Below are 19,782 nucleotides of genomic sequence, written 5' to 3'. Positions count from 1 at the left end.
TTGATACTTTTCGTCGAGTAAAAATCAGAAAATGAAAATAAGAATCGGCCTGGCTCTGTTAATGATCTCAGAGGCTTCAGACCGATCCGTATCTTATTTATTAAACTAAATTAAAAGCGATATGTCGCTGACAATCCAATGGTTCTGGGCAAACTGATGTAATTACGAGACGAGTTACCCAAAAAGTTTTCTGCTGGATCCGTTCCCATGTGACCTTCGGTGATTAAACCAGTAATGCCTTCCTCGTTGGTCAGGTTCTTGATGTACAAGGTCAGATCCCAATCATCGGCACTCAACCGGGTGCTCACATTCACCACAGCAAAACCGTCGATATCAGCCTGACGAGCCGGGTCATCACCCAACCAGTTTAATGAATCAGACTGATAATACATATTCGCCTGAGAAACCCAGTACATGCCATTGTCCAGCTCATGAGTATAGTCTAGTGACAAACTAAAGGTATGTTCTGGCGCTAGCGGCAATTCCGAACCATCTTCCGCAACCAAACGAGTGGAAGAGGCTGCACTAACAGATGAAGGTGCATAGAAATCATCCGTTAGCTCAGCCTGTACCATTGCATAGCCCAACACATAATGCAGCGAGTCTGTCAGGTAGCCATACAATTCAAATTCCAAACCTTGGGTTTGTGCTGATTCACCATTGGCAACAGTGAAGAAGCCCCAGGTAGACGCAGTATTCAACTGAGGATTATCCCAATCCAGACGGAAGGCCGACAAGGTATAGCTGTGCATGCCATCGCCAAAGCGCCCTTTCACACCCACTTCATAGTTGGTGGCCATATCGGAATTATACTGTTGCCATTCCGGACGTTCTGCCAGGTTGCCATCAAGAGGCACTGCGTTGGCACCGCCACGACGGTAGCCTTCTGAAACTGTGGCGTACACCATAGTTTCATCGCTGATGTCATAAGACAGGTTAACTTTGAACAAAGTGTCGTTTTCGTCGGTTTTAAAGTTAGGCTGAGCGCCCAAGTACGGCCAAATAGGCAGAGACAAATCGGTCTTATTGTCGTACTCATTTTTGAACGCACGTACACCCACTGTTGCTCTAAATTCATCAGAGAAGTGATAGGTCAACTCACCAAACAAGGCTTTGTCTTTGAAGTTAACGTTGCGGCGATAGCGGAAATCGTTGTCGGTATACACCATGCCAAAGTTTTCCATGGTAGGCCACCAATCAAAAGCGGCTCCCGCCCACTCCTGGTAACCCGGCATAAAGCTGTCCTGGAAAGTATAGGAATCGTTGTCCATGTAGTAGAAACCGGCAACCCAGTCCATATTGGCAACACGTTCGTTTGACACCAAACGCACTTCCTGAACAAAGGCTTCATCCTTGTAACCACGATTGGCTTTTGCCAACGGACGAGGCGAACCATAGTACAGGTTTTGGAACCAGTTTTGTTGTGCATAAAAGCCGGTATTGTCGCTGGTTGCCTGACCTTCATGATCGTAAACCGAAGAGCTGGATGTTAGCGTTGCAAAGCCCAAATCAACTTCAATTTCTAAAGCAGTCAACGATACATCACGTTCCGACGGCTCAAGTAAAACTGCACCGTTTTCGTACTCGCCATAGGCTTCTTCAGTACCATTCACCCAATGGTTGCCCGTTGTAGTTTGGCGACGTCCACCAATATCATCTTGTTGGAACTGGTGTGATAACAAAATCGAGAAGCCCTCAGAAGCCTGATAAAGCGCGGAGATACGGCCGTATTCGATATCAACATAATCGGCATCTTCAACACTGCGGAACTTAGGGCCGCCGGTCGCCAAATCGCCATTGTCTGGCACTGGTGCATAATTGTTTGAATCCAGTACATACACGTTGGTGTAATCAATAATACCGTCGTTATCGACCTTACCGATATTGGCACGTACCGCTAAATTATCGCTCAAAGGAATGTTCAAGAGTAAATCAGTGGTCAGGTTGTTACCTTCTGAACCGTCTGTTTGGCTCACATTAACGCTCACATTACCCGAAAATTCGTCGGTTTCAGGCTTGTTCATACGATACTTGACCGTACCCGCCAAAGAACCTGATCCGTAAAGCGTACCCTGTGGGCCACGCAAGACTTCCACCATCTCGATATCTTTCAGAATAAAGTTGGCGTAAAGAGGTGTTTCTCCTATATAGGAAGCCACTGTTGGAACCGCAGAAAGAGGCACGTCACCGTTGGCACCATTATCAACGTTAACACCACGAATAATCACGCCATTAACCGTGCCTGAGTTACGATAACCACGATCAACAACGGTAATACCTGCGATGTTGCGCATCATTTCTGATGCATCCTGAATGCTACCTTCTTCCAGCTCACTACCTGACATTGCGGAAATATTGTAGGGTACATCCTGAATGCTTTGTGTGCGGCGGTTAGCTGTTACTTCGATGACTTCATATTGTTTTTGCTGTTGAGCGCCTTGCTCTTGAGCAACAACGACTCCCGGCATTGATACGGACAAGGCTGCACCAATGGCAGTCGATACTACAGACTTGTTGAAAATCGTGTTTTTCATTTTGCGGCTCCAGATACTTACTTTATTTTCTTGCCAAGTTTCAGGCTATTCGATCACGGATGTTTGCTATAGAACCAGTTTTCACCCACTTTTGGATCCAGCCGAAACAAGTTACCTAAATAGTCAAAGACCCTATTTGCCTTCTGACTTTTCTTCTGTTCCAGGGATGCTTAAGGTTCCCAATCCATTAATAAACGAGTTATCCAAACACTTGCGATTTGCGTTCAGAGGATTATCTCGAAAACTTTTTAATGTTTGCCCAAGGCCAAGTGTACCGCGCTCTCGAACGCGCTTAACGTGAGCAAAATCCACTTCCAGAGGAATGATTTCTTCCGCTTCATTGGCCTGATACATCACGTTACCTTCCGGGCACACAACAATAGATTGCCCATTACCGTATTCACCTGTGGCATTGATACTAAAGACATAAGCTTGCTGTTGAATGGCAGTGGCTTGCGCCAGTACCAGTTCCAGTGGACGGTCGATAGTACCAGTCAGGGTTGGGTACAGGATCACATCGGCTCCACGGCATGACAGCTCGCGTGCCACCTCGGGGAACCAGAGGTCATAACAAATGGCAACACCAATGCGACCACCGGGTACGTCAAACACCACAAAGTCTTGACCACATTTCACACCTTTCTCGTATGGATGGAATGGATAAGCTTTGCGATAACGCTCAACGACTTGCCCTTGGGGGTTGATAACCGAAGCGGTGTTGTAGATGTCGTCTCCGACTTTTTCAAACAGCGACCCGTTCAGCAACCAGACGTTATATTTCTGCGCCATCTCACAAAAGGCATTTTCGGTAGCGCTGGGTAACGGCTCGGCATACTTGGTTTCAGGGCCAAAGGTGCAAAGCTCGCTCAAGACAATCATGTCTATCCAGGGGTATTTCTTCTTGGTTCGAGCAATAGCGTTGTCGATATAGGACAAGCAATTTCCTGCGGGGAGTGCCAGTTGTAATCCGGCAATGGAAAAATGGTTCATAAACTGCGACTAACCCATTTTGAAGCAATATTCGATTGAGACCACTGTAGAAGTTCTGCTTCGCCTACGTTAGTACCAGTATACGACAACCTTTAGTACCAGATGGAATAGGATGGGTAATCTGGTTGGTAAGTGGATTGGGCGATGGAAAAATCATCCCAATGTTATAGCGGCCTTCGAGCCACTATCCAGATAACAACCACAACAGTTTATACCTACAGAAAGCTCGTCAACCTGAACTCGTTTCAGGTTCTCTTAACTTGAATGTAATAAACCAAAGATAATATGCTGGATGGCGCATCAAGTGCGCCATGACAATAGAGGGGGGTTGCCATGACAGCGGAAAAGCACAATCAAGAAGGTGCCAGATATCTCCACTACCGTCATACCGGAAGCGCGCAGCGCTGTCCGGTATCCATCCAGCAGTAATCCACTGAGCCTCGTCATTATGCCCCCGCCTTCTCGTCATTATGCGCTCACTTCCTCGTAATTATGCCCCCACTTCCTCGTCATTCCGAACTTGTTTCGGAATCTGGATGACTGTTCACGAGATACTGAGACAAGCTCAGTATGACGCCAATGTTATATATATGCGGAATGTTCTGGATGGCGCATCAAGTGCGCCATGACAACAAATGAGCACACAATCAAATGCCCCCACTTCCTCGTCATTCCGAACTTGTTTCGGAATCTGAATGACTGTTCACGAGATACTGAGACAAGCTCAGTATGACGCCAATGTTATATATATGCGGAATGTTCTGGATGGCGCATCAAGTGCACCATGACAATGAAAGTAAATTTAACACTTTCTAGCCCCTCACCTTTTTAAAGGGAAACTTGGAGGAACTGTATCAATCAGGCACATGCCCCTTCAATTCCAGCTTGCGCACAAAGCAGTAGTTTTCATCGAACCATTTCATTTCGTCACCATCCATGATCACATAGAAGCCTTTTACTTCACTGTAACCCCATAGGTTCCATTGGCGGTAGAACATGCCGTTTTCTATCCACCAGCGTCCGGTGTCGACTTCACTGTCCATGCCGCCGGTTTCGCCATACATGGAACCATCTTTTCTTAGGTCGATAGTACATGGGACGCCGTAAACCATCTGGCATTCCAGTCTGGCATTGGGCAGTAAATCAGCAAGCATGGCCTGGCTAAGCAAGCGTCCTTTGGCGTTGGTAAGCTTTTCTTCGTACTCGGCCGTAAGTTGGTGGATCAACTGGGCCAACATGGACACGCCCAACTGGATCTTGTCGTTGGCGATACTGGTTATGCCCATACGAAAGCAATTTTCAGGGTAGTGAGTGCTTGCAAAATAACGTTTAACCGGTTCGATCAGAATGCCTAACTCCGCGGCCTTTTCTCGCAGATATTCGCCATCAAGCTGTTTAGGGCCAGTGATCCAATAGGCAGTTCCCCCCTGGATGGGGCCAGTGTCGATACAGTTGGGAAGGTAGGTGTTAAGCGCTTCTCGCAAGGTTAGCCAGCGGTCGTAAAACACTTTATGCAAGTGCATCATGTAGGCGTCGTAATACCCTAGTGATAAAAAGTAAGCCACTGCACGTTGGTTGTTTAAAGGCGGGTTACGCACCAGTAATTTACGCAGTTTGGTAAGCTCATTAATGATCTCACTGTCAGCGACAATAAAGGCAATTTGCACGCCGGGAGCCAAGACTTTCGATAAACAGGAAACGTAAATCACGCGATGACCTTTATCCAGGCTTTTCAGTGCCGGGTGAGGTTTACCCAGAAAATTACTTTCAAACTCGAAGTCATCTTCAATAATTAAAAAATCCTTTTCATTGGCTTTATTCAGCAAAGCCTGACGTCGCTCCATCGACATGGTAATACTGGTCGGTGTTTGGTGGCTTGGCGTGGTGTACACGATGTCGCACTGGTTCAATGCATCATCAACGACTAATCCTTGCTGATCAATAGGCTGGTGGACTAACCGTGCGCCCTGATAATTAAGCAACTCACGCATTTCAGGGAAACCGGGCTCTTCAACCCCAACCACCACTTTGTTATCAACAAAAAGTTGGGTAATAAGATGCAAAGCTTGTTGTGCGCCACTGGTAATCAAGATTTCGTCACTACTGGCCTGAATACCGCGTCGCGGCAAAATTTTGGAACGGATTTCGTCAATCAGCATGGGATCATCGCCATTGCCCTGCTGGCGCGACCAGTGGTAAATCTCTTGTGTGGAGCTGGCTTTGGCTGTGGCTTCGCGCCATTGTTTGATGGGGTACAAAGACACATCAAACTTGCCATCAATAAACGGAAAACTGTATGAATTCCAGTTTGAAGGGCAAGATGTCGATTTGGTAGATGACACCCTGCTTTTGAATTTGTATTTCGCCTTTTGCTGGTATTCAACCTGAACTTCCGGCAACTTTGCCACTTCCACCCTGCCCTGCACCAGATTATCCGTCACGAACACACCACTACGCTCACGAGTAACGATATAACCTTCTTCAATCAGTTTTTGATACACAGATAACACGGTGTTGCGTGACACTTTCAACTGGTCGGCTAATTTGCGAGAAGACGGCAATTTGGTACCCGGCGGGAAAGATCCAACCAGAATACTTTCCACCATCTTACGGCGGATCTGGCTTTGCAAACTTTCACTGCTGGATGGTTCTAGATGAATTAAATGCTGGGTCATAGGCGAATACTGAATTACCTGTTGTAAGCCCGGTTGCAAGGCTGATTGCAAGGCCGATTGGAAGGATAATAGCGCTTTATCATGAGTCATGACAAATGCACCTTATCCTTGCCCAGTCATATCTGGTTGGTGCCAGATTATACTACTTGGCTTCAACCAAGTGTGTAAACATGGCTTCAAAGCGATCCAGACCTTCCAACGCCAGCTCATTGGTCATGGTTAAGGCTGGCAAGAAACGAATAACATTACCATGCAAGCCACAAGACAAAATAATCAATCCATGTTGCGCAGCATGAGCCACAAGCTGTTGTGTCAGCTCGCTATTAGGCTGAGCCGGATCACCGTTAGACATCAATTCCAACGCAATCATCGCTCCTTGATGACGAACTTCGCTGACCAAATCCGGGAATTGCTTTTGCAAACCACGTAACTTGGCACTAAAAATCTCGCCCAGTTCTTGTGCTCGCAACACCAATTTCTCAGATTCAATCACGTCCAATACCGCCAAGGCAGCAGCACAAGCAACAGGGGAACCTCCATAAGTTCCACCCAAACCACCGGGAAGCGGTGAGTCCATAATGTCTTGCTTGCCAACCACAGCAGCAATAGGGAAACCACCCGCAATGCCTTTTGCCATTGTCATCAAGTCTGGTTCGATGCCCGCATGTTCACTAGCGAACATTTTGCCAGTACGTCCAAATCCGGTTTGAATTTCGTCGGCAATCAGCATAATGCCGTGCTCGTCGCACAAGGCTCTTAACGCTTGCATAAATTCAGGTGGCGCTTGATAAAAACCACCTTCACCCTGAATAGGCTCAATGATAATGGCTGCTACATCGTTTGCCGCCAGGTTCACCTTGAAGATATTCTTCACCGCCTTTAATGACTCTTCTATGCTAATACCATGCACGGCATTCGGGAACGGCGCATGGTAAATATCAGCCGGGAAAGGGCCAAACTGATTTTTGTAAGGTGCCACTTTGCCTGTTAAACCCATCGCCAAGTTGGTTCGTCCATGAAACCCACCATGAAACGCGATAATGCCGCGACGCCCAGTATGAGCGCGAGCAATCTTGATACAGTTTTCTACCGCTTCTGCGCCAGTAGAAACAAAAATAGCTTTTTTCGGCGTGTTGCCCGGTGCAATCTCCACCAGTTTTTCCGCAAGCTCGACGGCTACCTTGTATGGATTCACCATGACACAAGTGTGGCTGAATTGGTCGATTTGTTGTTTTACCGCTGCGACAACTTTAGGGTGACTATGCCCGGTATTGCACACGGCGATCCCGGTGCCAAAATCAATATAGCGATTGCCTTCTACGTCCCAGACTTCTGCGTTTTGGGCGCGTTCTACATACACTGGGTACATATTGCCTTGCCCACGGGCAAAGACCTTTAATTTACGTTGTTGTAATTCGATATTATTCATCACGTATTTACTCCACTTTCAGCTGCTATGCTTTTATTTGTGCTGGCTATTTATCTAAACCGCCGAGGCACAAATATTTAATTTCCATGTAATCATCCAGGCCGTACTTTGAACCTTCGCGACCATTACCCGATTGCTTTACGCCACCAAAAGGCGCAGCGGCATTGGAAATCAACCCTTCGTTAACACCTACCATGCCGTATTCGAGCCCTTCGGCGACGCGCCAAATACGACCAATGTCACGGGAATAGAAATAAGCCGCCAAACCAAATTCGGTGTCGTTTGCCATAGCGATGACTTCTTCTTCCGAGTCGAAACCGATAATGGGTGACACCGGGCCAAAGATTTCCTGATTAGCCAGGCACATATCGTTGGTAACATCACACACCACTGTCGGTGGATAAAACAGAGAATCGTTCAACGGTGTGCCACCAATGAGGATTTTCGCGCCTTGCTGAGCCGCGTCTTGCACCAATGAATGCACTGAATCAACAGCTTTACGGCTAATAAGCGGGCCAATGTTTACCGCTTCATTCAAGCCATTGCCCATGACCAATCGACTCACTTCCGACACAAAGCGATCGCAGAACTGCTCTTTGATCTTGTTATGCACAAAAATGCGATTAGTGCAGACACAGGTTTGCCCGGCGTTACGATATTTAGACGCGATAGCGCCCTGCACAGCAGCGTCGAGATCGGCATCATCAAACACGATAAATGGCGCGTTGCCACCCAGTTCCATTGACGTGCGTTTCACGCCCGTTGCACATTGGCGCATTAACAAAGAGCCCACCTGAGTTGACCCCGTAAAGGTGAATTTAGCCACGTCGGGGTGCTCGGTCAGCGTTCTGCCAATACCCGGCGCATCGTCGCCCACCACCACGTTAAACACGCCAGCAGGAATACCCGCGCGTTCTGCCAACTCAGCCATTGCTAACGCTGAAAGCGGGGTTTCAATCGCTGGACGAACTACAAAAGTGCAACCCGCCGCTAACGCAGCAGCAGCCTTTCGAGCGATCATGGCGTTAGGGAAATTCCACGGTGTGATCGCAGTCACAACGCCTATTGGCTGTTTGATCACAATAATGCGTTTATCTTGTCCCGGTGACGGAATGGTGTCGCCATACACGCGCTTGGCTTCTTCGGCAAACCACTCGATAAACGACGCGCCATAGGCGATTTCTCCCTTGGCTTCGGCCAATGGCTTGCCTTGTTCCAAGGTGAGAATTCGCGCTAAATCGTCTTTATTTGCCAACATCAATTCAAACCATTTGCGCATTAGCTCTGAGCGCTTGGCGGCTGGTGTTTTCGACCAACTTGAAAAGGCTTTTTTCGCTGATTTAATGGCTAATTCAGCATCTACTGAACTGGCATTACTCACATAAGACACGACCTGACCATTAGCAGGGTTGATAACCGCAACTTTGTCCTTGTTTCCATTGTCTTTATGGTCTTTCTCATTGCTGTTTTGCCACATACCCTGAATGTATGAGCTGGTTTTATGAAGTGCTGGATCATTTAACTTGTCCATAACGACTCCCGATAACATTTGATTGTGCTCTAAGCCTAACGCCGCTATTCTTTTGTTAATATAATGATATTCACGATTTTACATTTGGATATTCAAATGCAATATTTAACATCTGCGGGCTCCTTTTATGGGTAAAAAGAAAGCGGCTATTACCGGGCAACTGTCAGACATTGATTTGCGCCAACTCAGAATTTTTAAAACCGTAGTGGAAGCTGGCGGCTTTTCCGCCGCCGAACCTACCTTGAATCTGGCAAACTCGACTATTTCCAACTACATCGCGGATTTGGAAAAGCGCCTGGATATGCATTTGTGCGAGCGTGGCAGAGCGGGTTTTCGCATTACAGAACAAGGCAAAGTGGTGTATGAAGCCACTATGGAGTTGCTACATTCGCTGGAATCCTTTAAATCGAAGATTAATCAAAGCCATCAGAAAATCGTCGGTAACTTGCACTTGGGTTTCGCCGAACACATGCTGGGCAAACAAAACAAAAGTGTTGTGAATGCCCTTGCCATGTTTACCCGAAGTGCCCCCGATGTGAATTTACAAATCACCACAATGGGTTCGGACGATGTCACCGGAGCCGTGCTCAATAACGCCGTGGATATGGGCATTACGGTACTGTCTCATCCCTATTCTGATCTACATTGCTTAACGCTGTTTACCGAGGAAATGCAGTTGTACTGCGGGCAATCCCATCCTCTTTTCTCTCGTCACAGTTCAGCCATTACCAGTAAAGATCTGCAACAATATGCCTTTGTTGAATCCGCTCGATTGCTACCGGGCAGAGAGCCATTTGCCGAAATTGTGAGTTGGAATAAAAAAGCCAGGGCACATCATCAGGAAGCCAGAACCATGTTAATTCTTAGCGGTGAGTATTTGGGCTACTTGCCCAAGCACTTGGTTGCCAGTTGGGGTTTGGAATATCAACTTAAGCCGTTATTGCCAGAGAAATTCAATTACACCAACAAGTTCGAAGCGATTAGAAAGAAACAGGCTCGTAATCATGCAGCAGTGAGTTTGTTTTTTGATTGCTTGCAAAGCAATTTGTAGGAGCGAAGCTGAAACCCGTTCAGGTTGGCGCTTTTATAGAGAGCGGTAAGAATACCACCCAAATGAGTGTCCGGGATTATTAGCTCACTACATACCAACGCTAAATTCAGTGGCCGTTGGCAGATATACGACGAATTTTGCAAACACACTGAACAATGATAATAAACGACCTTTGAAAGCAAACTGCGTTGCCAACGGTCGACTGGAATTTTTTGTTATGCCTTAGTTTGTTTTCCAAACAGTGCCTCTGAAATAAGCTTAAGTGATAAAGAGTTTTCACCTGACAAATCTTTACGCATTGCTGAAACAATTAGGCTAAATGAAGAAAAAGCCTCTGCACTATTTAATGAACCAAATTCTGACCAAAAATTATTTATTGTCTCTACAACTTCATTGCTTCCAATTAGAATTACTCTTGTTTTTGCTTGATTTAGTTTTTGTAATTGTTCAAGACTTCTCGCTTCATTGTACTTACTTGAGCTGGCTATTTCTGATATTGAGTTCATTAAATCAAGATATGCTTCAGTGCGAACTTCAATATTTTTCTTACTCAAATCAGCGCGACGACCTAGGTAAAATTGAACAAGAGCACTAATCAGTACTCCAGTTAAACCAATTAATGCAACAACAAATTTAACATCCATACTTTATCCATTTAGATTGCATAACAGGATATTACTGCGAATTCTCGGTAATACCGTTTCTGGCAATATATCGTGCTCGTAACTTCGCAAGTTTACCCTACAGCCCCAATCACTTTAGCCATTTTTTTCAACCTTATTATAAGATGATACTTTAAGGAAAGCGAGAACTGCAATTTGCAAAGATCCCTTAAAATATAATGGTTAATATATTTACTTCCAACTATCAACCATATAGAAACATCGCACTGTTACAAACAAGCCTTTTGCTGTGTGAAAGAAAGAATTTCCACTTGAAGTTCAATAACGAACCTCAAGCGAGTGCCTCTCGGTAGCATCGAAGCGCAGAGTGCCAACACTACCTCCATCACTCCGCGTTTCTCCCCATGACACACCTGATACGCCATCCAGTGTATTGCACAAACTGTTTTATTTAGTTCAGTTGATGACTGCCGGATGGATACCGGACAGCGCTGCGCGCTTCCGGCATGACAATGTGAGTTGTACACTCACAGCATGACGACAATGGCGGTATCTGCCATCTTGTTGATTTAGCCTTTCCGCTGCCATGACGCACTTGATACGCCATCCAGTGTATTGCACAAACTGTTTTATTTAGTTCAGTTGATGACTGCCAGATGGATACCGGATAGCGTTACGCGCTTCCGGCATGACAATGTGAGTTGTACACTCACAGCATGACGACAGTGGCAGTATCTGCCATCTTGTTGATTTAGCCTTTCCGCTGCCATGACACACCTGATACGCCATCCAGTGTATTGCACAAACTGTTTTATTTAGTTCAGTTGATGACTGTCAGATGGATACCGGATAGCGCTACGCGCTTCCGGCATAACAATGTTAGTTGTACACTCACAGCATGACGACAATGGCAGTATCTGCCATCTTGTTGATTTAGCCTTTCCGCTGCCATGGCGCACTTGATACGCCATCCAGTGTATTGCACAAACTGTTTTATTTTAGTTGCGTTGATGGTTTCCAGATGGATACCGGACAGCGCTGCGCGCTTCCGGTATGACGGCAGTGGGTGTATTTGCCATTTTTTTGATTTTGCGCTTCCGGCATAACGGTAGTGGAGATATCCAACATTCTTCTGATTTAGCTTTCCGCTGTCATGCCACACTTGATGTGGCATCCAGAAAGTCTTCCTGTCACGTTGAATAACAGGCTCATCAAGAAAAGCGCCAACTGAGGTAAGAGTAAGGCAAGAGTGAGGTAAGAAGAGTTCTCTGGATCCATTTAAAACAAGCGTTTGGTACTTAACAATAGCGCTTGAATAAGCAACAGTGATGCACTAAAGGTCAAAAAAACATCAAGAGGTATAAGATGAAACCAAGCAGTATAAAATACGGCCTCATAGCAACACTTGCATTAACTACCCATGCCCAGGCAGTTAATCTGTTCACTGAAGATTTTCAAGATGGTAACAGCAACGGCTGGGCCATGTCTGGAAGCGGTGGCGATCAAGTAACCGTGTACTCCGGAAACTATTCCCTTCGACTCACTAAACAACGTCAAGCTCAGCAAAGTATCGCAACCACAGGTTACGAGAATGTGACGGTTAGCATGCAATTGGCAGCCAGCTCTCTGGAAACTACTGATGCCTGCTATGGCGAAGTGTCCAGTGATGGTGGTTCCAACTGGACTACGGTTGTGCAAGTTGTCGATGGACAAGATGATGCGGTAACGCTTTACACTGGTTCATCTTCCTCTGCATCTTACGATGACAGCAGCAATCTGCTTCTCCGCCTACGTTCAGCTGGAAACCTGACCAGCGATTACTGTTGGGCCGATAACATCACTGTTACAGGCGATGTGATCAGTGGCGGCGGTGGTGGTGGCTCACCAACGGTTTATGATTCACTATCGGGTACAGGCGCAGTAACGCGCTCTTCCATCACCTATAGTAACCTGATGGGCAGCACTTATAGCCTGACCAACTACAGCGCCTTTGCGGTTCCCGCAAATGCGGCAAACCCGGACAATACCTTTAGTGGTTTGCTGGAGTTTGTCAATGAAAGCTCCACAGGCAGTTTTCAGGAACAAGGCACGAATATGGCTTCGTCCTATACTGACCCAGGGCATCTGCCTGAATTTTCTTTTGAATACGTCCAGCACGGAACTCACATTATTCCGGTGCAACGCGGATTGATCTCAACGTCTCACCCGTCATGGTCTTACATTCTTGAGCCTGGTCGTGTGTGGAAAGAGAACAACGACAATGGCTATTCCCGTGTGGCACTGCCTTTCGCACTGCAAGAAAATGGCGCGAACTGTACTCACAACGGGGTAATGACCTTCCTATTTAAAGACGATGGTTCTATGTCGAAGGTGTCTTATCAGATCGCCAGTGAGACCTGCGCTTACTTTAAATACAATATGTGGGGACAAATGTCTGCCACTTACACGCCTTATGCAATTAGTGGTCAACAAGCCCTTACTGACGCTTATGAAGCCGAAGTGGCAGCACGTATGCCAACCAAGCCCATCTCGGCTTTGGCTACCGACTATCCATCAGCTGGCGTAACTATTGCTAACATCGGCAGTGAGCAAACCTCAGCGCATCGTAGTGCTTTTGGTGTCGCCATCAATAACGTTCACTATGTCGGTGGCTGTGATACTCGTTACGGCACTCACCCATACTGTGAAGTGTTAGCCTTGCCTTCTTACTCCACGGCCAAATCTGTTGTGGGCGGCATTGGTTTGATGCGTCTGGAACAGAAATATGCCGGAACGCAAAAAACCATGACTGTCTCCAACTGGGTTAGCCAATGTTCTGGTAGCCAATGGCAAGACGTTACCCTGCTCAATGCATTGGATATGGCAACAGGTAACTATGACTCAGCAGGCTATGAAGTGGATGAAGGTTCTACCGCCATGTTGAATAATTTCTTCCTGACCTACACTCACACAGGCAAAGCTAACTTCTCATGTGGCTACACACGTAAAGTTACACCAGGAACAAGCTGGGTATATCACACCACTGACACCTACATTCTGGGTACAGCAATCGATACTTACTTCCGTAATCAGGAAGGTAGTACAAAGGATTTCTACACAGATATGCTGGTGGAAGAATTGTGGAAACCGTTGAATCTAAGCCCAACCACTTACACTACATTGAGAACCTTTGATACCACGGCACAGGCTTATTCTGGCTACGGTTTGACCTATCACACTGATGACGTCATCAAACTGGCTGAATTCCTGAATAACGATGCAGGGCAAATCAACAGTGTGCAAATGTTAGATGCCACTATGCTGGCTGAAGGCTTGCAGCAAACAGCGAATCGCGGTTTGGAAGCAGGCAGTGCTACTGCCAAGTATCAACACAGCTTCTGGGCGTGGAATGCCAAATCCAAACTGGGTTGTACTAACGACACCTGGATCCCTTATATGTCAGGTTACGGTGGTATTGGTGTGGTGATGTTGCCGGGTGGAATTAACTACTACTACTTTAGCGACAACTCTGAATACTCTTTCTCAGATTCTGTGGTGGAACTGAACAAAATTTATAACTTCTGTCAGTAACCCCTGATACAGACTCCAATCAAAAACGCTCTCCCATTTAATTGGGAGAGCGCCATCAAAGTACAAAAGCCCTTCGACGAACTCAGCGAATCAGATTATTGCAGAAACGTTTTTCTTTCTGTTCAGAATGCCCAGACTCAACCTCTTCCTTTACATCGCTTTCAACGCAATCTTGTTTGGCAGCATTCATCGAACGTTCCGCATCATCATCCATGAAGGAATTAATAAAAGAGAGCATCAATACCAGCACACAAATGTAGAAAATAGTGAATTTTATCGCGCTATTTCTCATCCATATTTTCATCTCATCTATTTTTCCAAAGACTAAAATATAGGGGTATATACCATCTCTGCGCTTTTGCGCTTAGTAATCCCGCTTGCATAAGAAGTATTTTACTGACGTTCTATACAGAATTTTTTTATCTATGGTGGGTTTTGAATCAAAATGGTTGTGGTTTTGCTGGATAGCGGCTCGCAGGCCGCTATGACAAGGCCAAAAATAACGAAAGCAAATCTCGTTTTACCGTCATGCCACACTTGATGTGGCATCCAGAGATTATTCCTGCAATGCGAATTCCACGGCTTTTTTAGCGTGAATCATTACGGTGTCGTAAAGCGGTAAAGGGCAATCATCTTGCTGTATTAATAAGCCGATTTCTGTGCAGCCAAGAATGACAGCTTCCGCTCCCTGCTCTTTTAATTTGGCAATAATATCGAGGTAAGCCTGTTTAGATTCAGGCTGGATTTTCCCAAGGCATAACTCGTTATAGATCACATCGTGGATCAATTTACGGTCATCAGCTTTGGGCGTGATCACATTCAAACCAAAATTTTCCTGCAATCGCACACGGTAAAAGGCTTCGGTCATAGTGAATGAGGTTCCCAACAACGCAACCTTATCGACATTGGCCTTGACCAGCTTTTCACCAACCGCATCAGCAATATGTATCAGAGGAATGGATATCGCGTTAGCCACCTGCTCTGCCACGATATGCATGGTATTGGTACAGATTAACAAGCACTGGGCTCCAGCGCCTTCAATGCGCTTCGCTTTTTCGATGAGCAATTGTGCAGCCGTTTGCCAGTCACCTTCTCTTTGCATCTTCTCCAAACGGGCAAAGTCGATGCTGTACATCAATAATTCGGCAGAGTGCAGTCCACCTAATCGTTGTTTTATTCCTTCATTAATAGCCTGGTAGTAGACGGCGCTGCTTTCCCAGCTCATGCCACCCAATAAACCAATCAGTTTCATGGACTGACCTCACTCTGTCTGGCGCTAATGTTTTAGCGTTTCACTTGTTGCCAAATGGCTTCCATTTCTTCTAACGTGGCGTCCTGAACGGATTTGCCATGTTCCTTTAAGCTTGTCTCAATTGCCCGAAATCGCTTTTCAAATTTATTATTCGTAGCTCGCAGTGCTGCCTCCGGATCAACATTGAGATGCCTGGCCAGATTCACCACAGCAAACATCAAATCACCGACTTCTGAGGTGAGCGCTTCGTGATCTTGTGGGTTACGATTGGCTTCTTCAAGCACTTCTTCAACTTCTTCTTTGATTTTATCTACAACAGGAGATAATTCTTTCCAATCAAATCCAACTTTAGCACACCGCTTCTGAATTTTAAGGGCTCGCACCAATGGAGCCATTCCCTTGGGAATATTAGCCAACACACTGGCATCGTCGGTAAGTCCTTTATCTTCGCGCTCTTGCTGTTTAATTGCTTCCCAGTTTTGCTTTACCTCGTCGGTCGAATTCACATTGGTATCAGCAAACACATGGGGGTGACGGCGAATTAACTTATCAGCCACAGCACCAGCGATAGATTCAAAATCGAATTCATCTTGTTCTTTACCTAATTGGGCATAGAACACCACTTGAAACAGGAGATCGCCCAATTCATCTTTGATGTCGTTCATATCGCCATATTCAATGGCGTCGGCGACTTCATAGGCTTCTTCAATAGTGTAAGGGACGATGGTGGCGAAAGATTGTTGCTTGTCCCAAGGACATCCGGTTTCAGGATCGCGAAGTTGTTCCATAACCCACAATAAGCGGGATACATTATGAAATTGCATTGATATCAGAATTTATCTACTCAGGTGATGCATGGAATGTACACAGGAGAAGCACAAATGTCACTCCTTTATAATATCGCTGAACCTACCATAATCGCTGGGTTTAGCGTTTATAAAGGGCTGCAAAAGGACAACTCTAGTACATGGGTCGAGTACATTAAGTTAACTCTGGGTGTCTTTGTCGTGCTACTATTTCCCAAGATAATTAGTTGTAAAGTAGTATTAAAATGTCTGATAAATCGTCTTCTCATGATTCACCTGAAAAGGAAAACAGGGATAGGGAGGGCAATCCAATGCACACAGTAAGACAAGAAACTGGCGTCTATTATTATCAGCGCCGGATCCCTCTCGATCTTCAAGCTGATTTCGGTAAAACGAAATTGGGATTTTCTCTTAGAACCAAAGACAGAGAAACCGCCAAGGCTAAAGCCCGTTTACACAGCGTTGAGCTAGACGCCAAGTTTCAAGCCATACGCCGCCAACGTGAACGCCTTCAAGCAATCAGCGATTCCGACTTACAGGTTATCGCTATGAACGAAGCTAACTACCAGTTTGACCAAATAGAAAAAGACATTTCCGGCAAGGTATTAAGCGAAAGGGAAAACCTGATTGATGACCTATCCATAGCCAAAGAGCAATATTCAGATGCTCTTGACGGCAATCCAAACGAATTGAAGCACCTTACTTGGCAGTTAGACGAACTTAAGGAACGTCACCTAGTCCCGAAGAACCTACCCAAAGACAAAGAGCAACGGTTAGTCTTTTACTGGTTAAGAAACATGGTTGAAGTCTATACACGTTTTCTCAATGAGTATTCAAAGCCATGGGAACAGAAACGCGCCAACAAAATAGACATAAGCCATGCAAGAGTCCCGGAGCTTGGGCAAGCCGCCGAGGAATACCTCGAAGATATTCGTAACGACAAAACCAAATACCGTAACCCTAAATATATGGACAAACCAATGGTAGCAGCAAGGGCGCTGGTGGCGATGCTAGGTGCAGAGACCAAACTAAAAGACATTCGTTACAAGGAACTGCGCATCTTTAGAGACTTGTTGATCCGATTTCCTTCTAATGTCAATTTGAAAAGAGAAACCCGCAATTTACCGCTAGAGGAAGTGTTTAAACTCATACCGTCAGGTAAGTTCGATCATTTGCCCAGCCTATCCCCAAAGACCGTGAATGCTTACATGCAAAAAGTTAAAGAACTGCTTGATTTTGCTGTGCGTAATGATTGGATCATGTCTAACCCTTACGATCCTAAATTGCTAATTTCTGACGAAGTAAAAAGAGCTGAAAAGCGCCTAGCGTTTACCTCTGAGCAACTACAAAAGATATTAAGAAACAGACAGGAAGATGATTTCTTTAAGTGGGGTACAAGATTGGCTTTAGGCATGGGTTTAAGGCTGAATGAAATTTGCCAGTTAGAGAAAGCCAACTTTCAGGAAGTAGACAATATTTTGTGCGTTAAAATCGCCTCGCTTGAAGGCCAAAGAGCCAAAACGAAAGCCTCTAGGCGTACCCTACCCATTCCACAAAAAATACTCGATTTGGGCTTTGAGGAATGGCTAGCGACACGCCCCAATAAAGGTTTGATATTTAATCTCAGTTCCGAAAGCTCGGGCGGCTACCTGTCGAGTAAAATTTCACAGGAATTCAATAGAACTCTTGTTCCGTTAGGCATTCGTAAACCAGATGGTAACGGACAACAGCCCTACACCTTCCACAGCTTCCGGCACACATTCAGAGACGCATTTAGGGCAAAGGCACAGGAGATACCCAAAGAGATCGCCGAAATACTCGGAGGCTGGACAGTGGATAAGGTCTCGGTAGCTGACGACTACGGCTCAGGCTTGCCCGTGGCAGAAAAGAAACGGTATTTGGATATGATAGAATTTGAGGCGTTTTAGGAGGCTTTGAGGGCTAAAGAAAAGAGCAATGAAAAGTAAAAAAGTCTTGATTTTGGATTTTTCTGTACGGCTTCACGTTTTTTAACTTTGCCTTTAATATAAAGCCTCACAGCGTTTTTTAATTGGTGTCTAAAAGGAAAGACGTACAGTTACGCTTGAAGACACCCCGGAGAATAGGACATAAGGATAATGAAAAAACCTCAGAGTATTAAGACTCACCTTCCACTTTCTGAGATCACCACGGACTTTCGTCTTCAAGTTCGTACAGATGCCATGCTTCAACGAGGACAAAAAGAGGTCAAAGGGTTAAGACTTGAAGCTATGGTTGATCGTATAGCCACCAGCCTAGAGGCAGGACAAAAGATTGAGCCTATCAAGGTTATTCGTCATGGTGGTGAATACCTCGTCTTTGATGGACATCACCGCCTAAAGGCTTACCAAGAAGCTTTCCCTAATGATGATCCTCAAGTCGCCATAGAGATAATGCCCTTTAGTTATCATGAAGCCTTAGCAAAAGGGTATTACGTCAACACAACCCACGGGGAAGGACTCAACGACACCGAGCGATCCCAAGCCGCCTTGAGGAGTTGTGTATACAGCCACGAGGACATAAAAGCGAAAGCGTTACAAAGGGAAGGTATCAAGGAAAGATTAGCTCAGAAGATAACCCAAGCCGCCAGACAGCTAAAGAAAGAAGCCGAGATTAACCCCAGCGATAACCCCGACGAGATAGACGAAAAGATAGGCGCTTGGATAAATCGACTTCCTCGTAATTGCTATAGCAGTGATGGTGCTCGTTTATTCAAGTTAGACGATCATAGGTTCCCTACCTATCGTTTTATTCTGGAACGTAAAGCAAATACCCGAGAACCGACTCAGACGGCTAGAGTTGCGGCATTGACCAAAACCCTAGAGGCTATCGTAGATGAAGACTATATCGTTTTCCTGAAAGCCTTGAAGAAAGTCGCTCACAAAAACAATAGAGACCTGAACATAACCGTTCATCGCATTGAAGAACCCAAGTATTACGAGGATGACGAAGACGCAGACTTTTAAGATTGTCTCTTGCTGGTGGAACCCCTGAATTACCTAGAGGTATGACTTTGGTTAAAGACCCGGTTAAACCTAACGTTTGCTGTCTTATTCTTGTGTCTAAATATCCCTAAAGACAGCCCCAGAATCAGACAGAAAATAACAATGGAAATCTTAAGTAAAATCAATGACTTGTTACTTCCCCCTCATTCAGGAGAAATAAAAGGAAAAACAAAAAAACAAAAGATACACCTATAAGATCACCTTTAAGATCAACTATGAGATCACCTTTAGGATAACCTATAGGTAAGACTTAGCTTATTAAGATCCTATCAGAAGAAACATTATCTTTAGACTAACC

The 19,782-nt window shown here is 45.5% G+C and carries 14 protein-coding genes; 4 read left to right on the top strand and 10 right to left on the bottom strand.

Going from position 1 to position 19,782, the window contains the following annotated elements:
- Window positions 1–110: 110 nt before the first annotated feature.
- From KIH87_RS04430 to KIH87_RS04410, 5 genes are all read right to left on the bottom strand, one after another.
- Complete coding sequence (locus KIH87_RS04430; RefSeq protein ID WP_232360330.1) at window positions 111–2,534, bottom strand: TonB-dependent receptor; 2,424 nt, start codon at window positions 2,532–2,534, stop codon at window positions 111–113.
- Window positions 2,535–2,666: 132 nt separating this feature from the next.
- Entirely contained in the window at window positions 2,667–3,524 is an 858-nt protein-coding gene (locus KIH87_RS04425; protein ID WP_232360329.1) for a carbon-nitrogen hydrolase family protein, read from the bottom strand.
- A gap of 854 nt (window positions 3,525–4,378) precedes the next feature.
- Complete coding sequence (gene pdxR / locus KIH87_RS04420; RefSeq protein WP_232360328.1) at window positions 4,379–6,289, bottom strand: MocR-like pyridoxine biosynthesis transcription factor PdxR; 1,911 nt, start codon at window positions 6,287–6,289, stop codon at window positions 4,379–4,381.
- A gap of 52 nt (window positions 6,290–6,341) precedes the next feature.
- Window positions 6,342–7,628 (bottom strand): 4-aminobutyrate--2-oxoglutarate transaminase, encoded by a 1,287-nt coding sequence (gene gabT / locus KIH87_RS04415; protein ID WP_232360327.1) that lies wholly within the window; start codon window positions 7,626–7,628, stop codon window positions 6,342–6,344.
- A 46-nt stretch (window positions 7,629–7,674) separates the two neighbouring features.
- Complete coding sequence (locus KIH87_RS04410; protein WP_269751483.1) at window positions 7,675–9,159, bottom strand: NAD-dependent succinate-semialdehyde dehydrogenase; 1,485 nt, start codon at window positions 9,157–9,159, stop codon at window positions 7,675–7,677.
- 127 nt (window positions 9,160–9,286) lie between these two features.
- Between KIH87_RS04410 and KIH87_RS04405 the strand changes: the two genes are divergently transcribed.
- Window positions 9,287–10,210 carry a LysR family transcriptional regulator gene (locus tag KIH87_RS04405; RefSeq protein ID WP_232360326.1) on the top strand — a complete coding sequence of 308 codons (924 nt, stop codon included), beginning with the start codon at window positions 9,287–9,289 and terminating at the stop codon, window positions 10,208–10,210.
- Window positions 10,211–10,425: 215 nt separating this feature from the next.
- On the opposite strand, the gene KIH87_RS04400 is transcribed toward KIH87_RS04405, so the two are convergent.
- Entirely contained in the window at window positions 10,426–10,854 is a 429-nt protein-coding gene (locus KIH87_RS04400; RefSeq protein ID WP_232360325.1) for a hypothetical protein, read from the bottom strand.
- A gap of 799 nt (window positions 10,855–11,653) precedes the next feature.
- Window positions 11,654–12,007 carry a hypothetical protein gene (locus tag KIH87_RS04395; RefSeq protein WP_232360324.1) on the bottom strand — a complete coding sequence of 118 codons (354 nt, stop codon included), beginning with the start codon at window positions 12,005–12,007 and terminating at the stop codon, window positions 11,654–11,656.
- Between the two features lie 191 nt (window positions 12,008–12,198).
- Between KIH87_RS04395 and KIH87_RS04390 the strand changes: the two genes are divergently transcribed.
- A complete protein-coding gene (locus KIH87_RS04390) occupies window positions 12,199–14,403 on the top strand; it encodes a beta-lactamase family protein (RefSeq protein WP_232360323.1) in 2,205 nt (734 codons plus the stop codon).
- An 82-nt stretch (window positions 14,404–14,485) separates the two neighbouring features.
- Here the strand turns inward: KIH87_RS04390 and KIH87_RS04385 are convergent, their stop codons facing one another.
- The 3 genes from KIH87_RS04385 to mazG all read right to left on the bottom strand — a co-directional run bounded on the left by KIH87_RS04385 (window position 14,486) and on the right by mazG (window position 16,479).
- Window positions 14,486–14,707: a hypothetical protein gene (locus tag KIH87_RS04385; protein ID WP_232360322.1), complete on the bottom strand. Its 222-nt coding sequence runs from the start codon at window positions 14,705–14,707 to the stop codon at window positions 14,486–14,488.
- Between the two features lie 252 nt (window positions 14,708–14,959).
- Window positions 14,960–15,655, bottom strand: a complete 696-nt coding sequence (locus KIH87_RS04380) for an aspartate/glutamate racemase family protein (RefSeq protein ID WP_232360321.1) — start codon at window positions 15,653–15,655, stop codon at window positions 14,960–14,962.
- Between the two features lie 32 nt (window positions 15,656–15,687).
- A complete protein-coding gene (gene mazG / locus KIH87_RS04375) occupies window positions 15,688–16,479 on the bottom strand; it encodes a nucleoside triphosphate pyrophosphohydrolase (RefSeq protein WP_232360320.1) in 792 nt (263 codons plus the stop codon).
- Between the two features lie 293 nt (window positions 16,480–16,772).
- Here mazG and KIH87_RS04370 point away from each other — a divergent pair, with 293 nt between their 5' ends.
- Both KIH87_RS04370 and KIH87_RS04365 read left to right on the top strand, forming a co-directional pair.
- Window positions 16,773–18,389: a DUF6538 domain-containing protein gene (locus KIH87_RS04370; RefSeq protein ID WP_232360319.1), complete on the top strand. Its 1,617-nt coding sequence runs from the start codon at window positions 16,773–16,775 to the stop codon at window positions 18,387–18,389.
- Between the two features lie 189 nt (window positions 18,390–18,578).
- Complete coding sequence (locus KIH87_RS04365) at window positions 18,579–19,445, top strand: ParB N-terminal domain-containing protein (protein WP_232360318.1); 867 nt, start codon at window positions 18,579–18,581, stop codon at window positions 19,443–19,445.
- Window positions 19,446–19,782: the final 337 nt, after the last annotated feature.

It is taken from the genome of Paraneptunicella aestuarii (genome assembly GCF_019900845.1).
GTDB classification, from domain to species: domain Bacteria; phylum Pseudomonadota; class Gammaproteobacteria; order Enterobacterales; family Alteromonadaceae; genus Paraneptunicella; species Paraneptunicella aestuarii.
Note: the sequence above shows the minus strand (reverse complement) of the source record. Positions and strands in the feature narration are given on the sequence as shown.

Excerpts from the sequence above, each read along its gene's own strand:
- pdxR (WP_232360328.1), bottom strand. The coding sequence starts at position 6,289 with ATGACTCATGATAAAGCGCTATTATCCTTCCAATCGGCCTTGCAATCA.
- KIH87_RS04385 (WP_232360322.1), bottom strand. The coding sequence starts at position 14,707 with ATGAAAATATGGATGAGAAATAGCGCGATAAAATTCACTATTTTCTAC.
- KIH87_RS04395 (WP_232360324.1), bottom strand. The coding sequence starts at position 12,007 with ATGCCACATCAAGTGTGGCATGACAGCGGAAAGCTAAATCAGAAGAAT.
- KIH87_RS04400 (WP_232360325.1), bottom strand. The coding sequence starts at position 10,854 with ATGGATGTTAAATTTGTTGTTGCATTAATTGGTTTAACTGGAGTACTG.
- gabT (WP_232360327.1), bottom strand. The coding sequence starts at position 7,628 with ATGAATAATATCGAATTACAACAACGTAAATTAAAGGTCTTTGCCCGT.
- KIH87_RS04405 (WP_232360326.1), top strand. The coding sequence starts at position 9,287 with ATGGGTAAAAAGAAAGCGGCTATTACCGGGCAACTGTCAGACATTGAT.
- KIH87_RS04425 (WP_232360329.1), bottom strand. The coding sequence starts at position 3,524 with ATGAACCATTTTTCCATTGCCGGATTACAACTGGCACTCCCCGCAGGA.
- KIH87_RS04380 (WP_232360321.1), bottom strand. The coding sequence starts at position 15,655 with ATGAAACTGATTGGTTTATTGGGTGGCATGAGCTGGGAAAGCAGCGCC.
- KIH87_RS04370 (WP_232360319.1), top strand. The coding sequence starts at position 16,773 with ATGCACACAGTAAGACAAGAAACTGGCGTCTATTATTATCAGCGCCGG.
- KIH87_RS04410 (WP_269751483.1), bottom strand. The coding sequence starts at position 9,159 with ATGGACAAGTTAAATGATCCAGCACTTCATAAAACCAGCTCATACATT.
- KIH87_RS04390 (WP_232360323.1), top strand. The coding sequence starts at position 12,199 with ATGAAACCAAGCAGTATAAAATACGGCCTCATAGCAACACTTGCATTA.
- KIH87_RS04430 (WP_232360330.1), bottom strand. The coding sequence starts at position 2,534 with ATGAAAAACACGATTTTCAACAAGTCTGTAGTATCGACTGCCATTGGT.
- KIH87_RS04365 (WP_232360318.1), top strand. The coding sequence starts at position 18,579 with ATGAAAAAACCTCAGAGTATTAAGACTCACCTTCCACTTTCTGAGATC.
- mazG (WP_232360320.1), bottom strand. The coding sequence starts at position 16,479 with ATGCAATTTCATAATGTATCCCGCTTATTGTGGGTTATGGAACAACTT.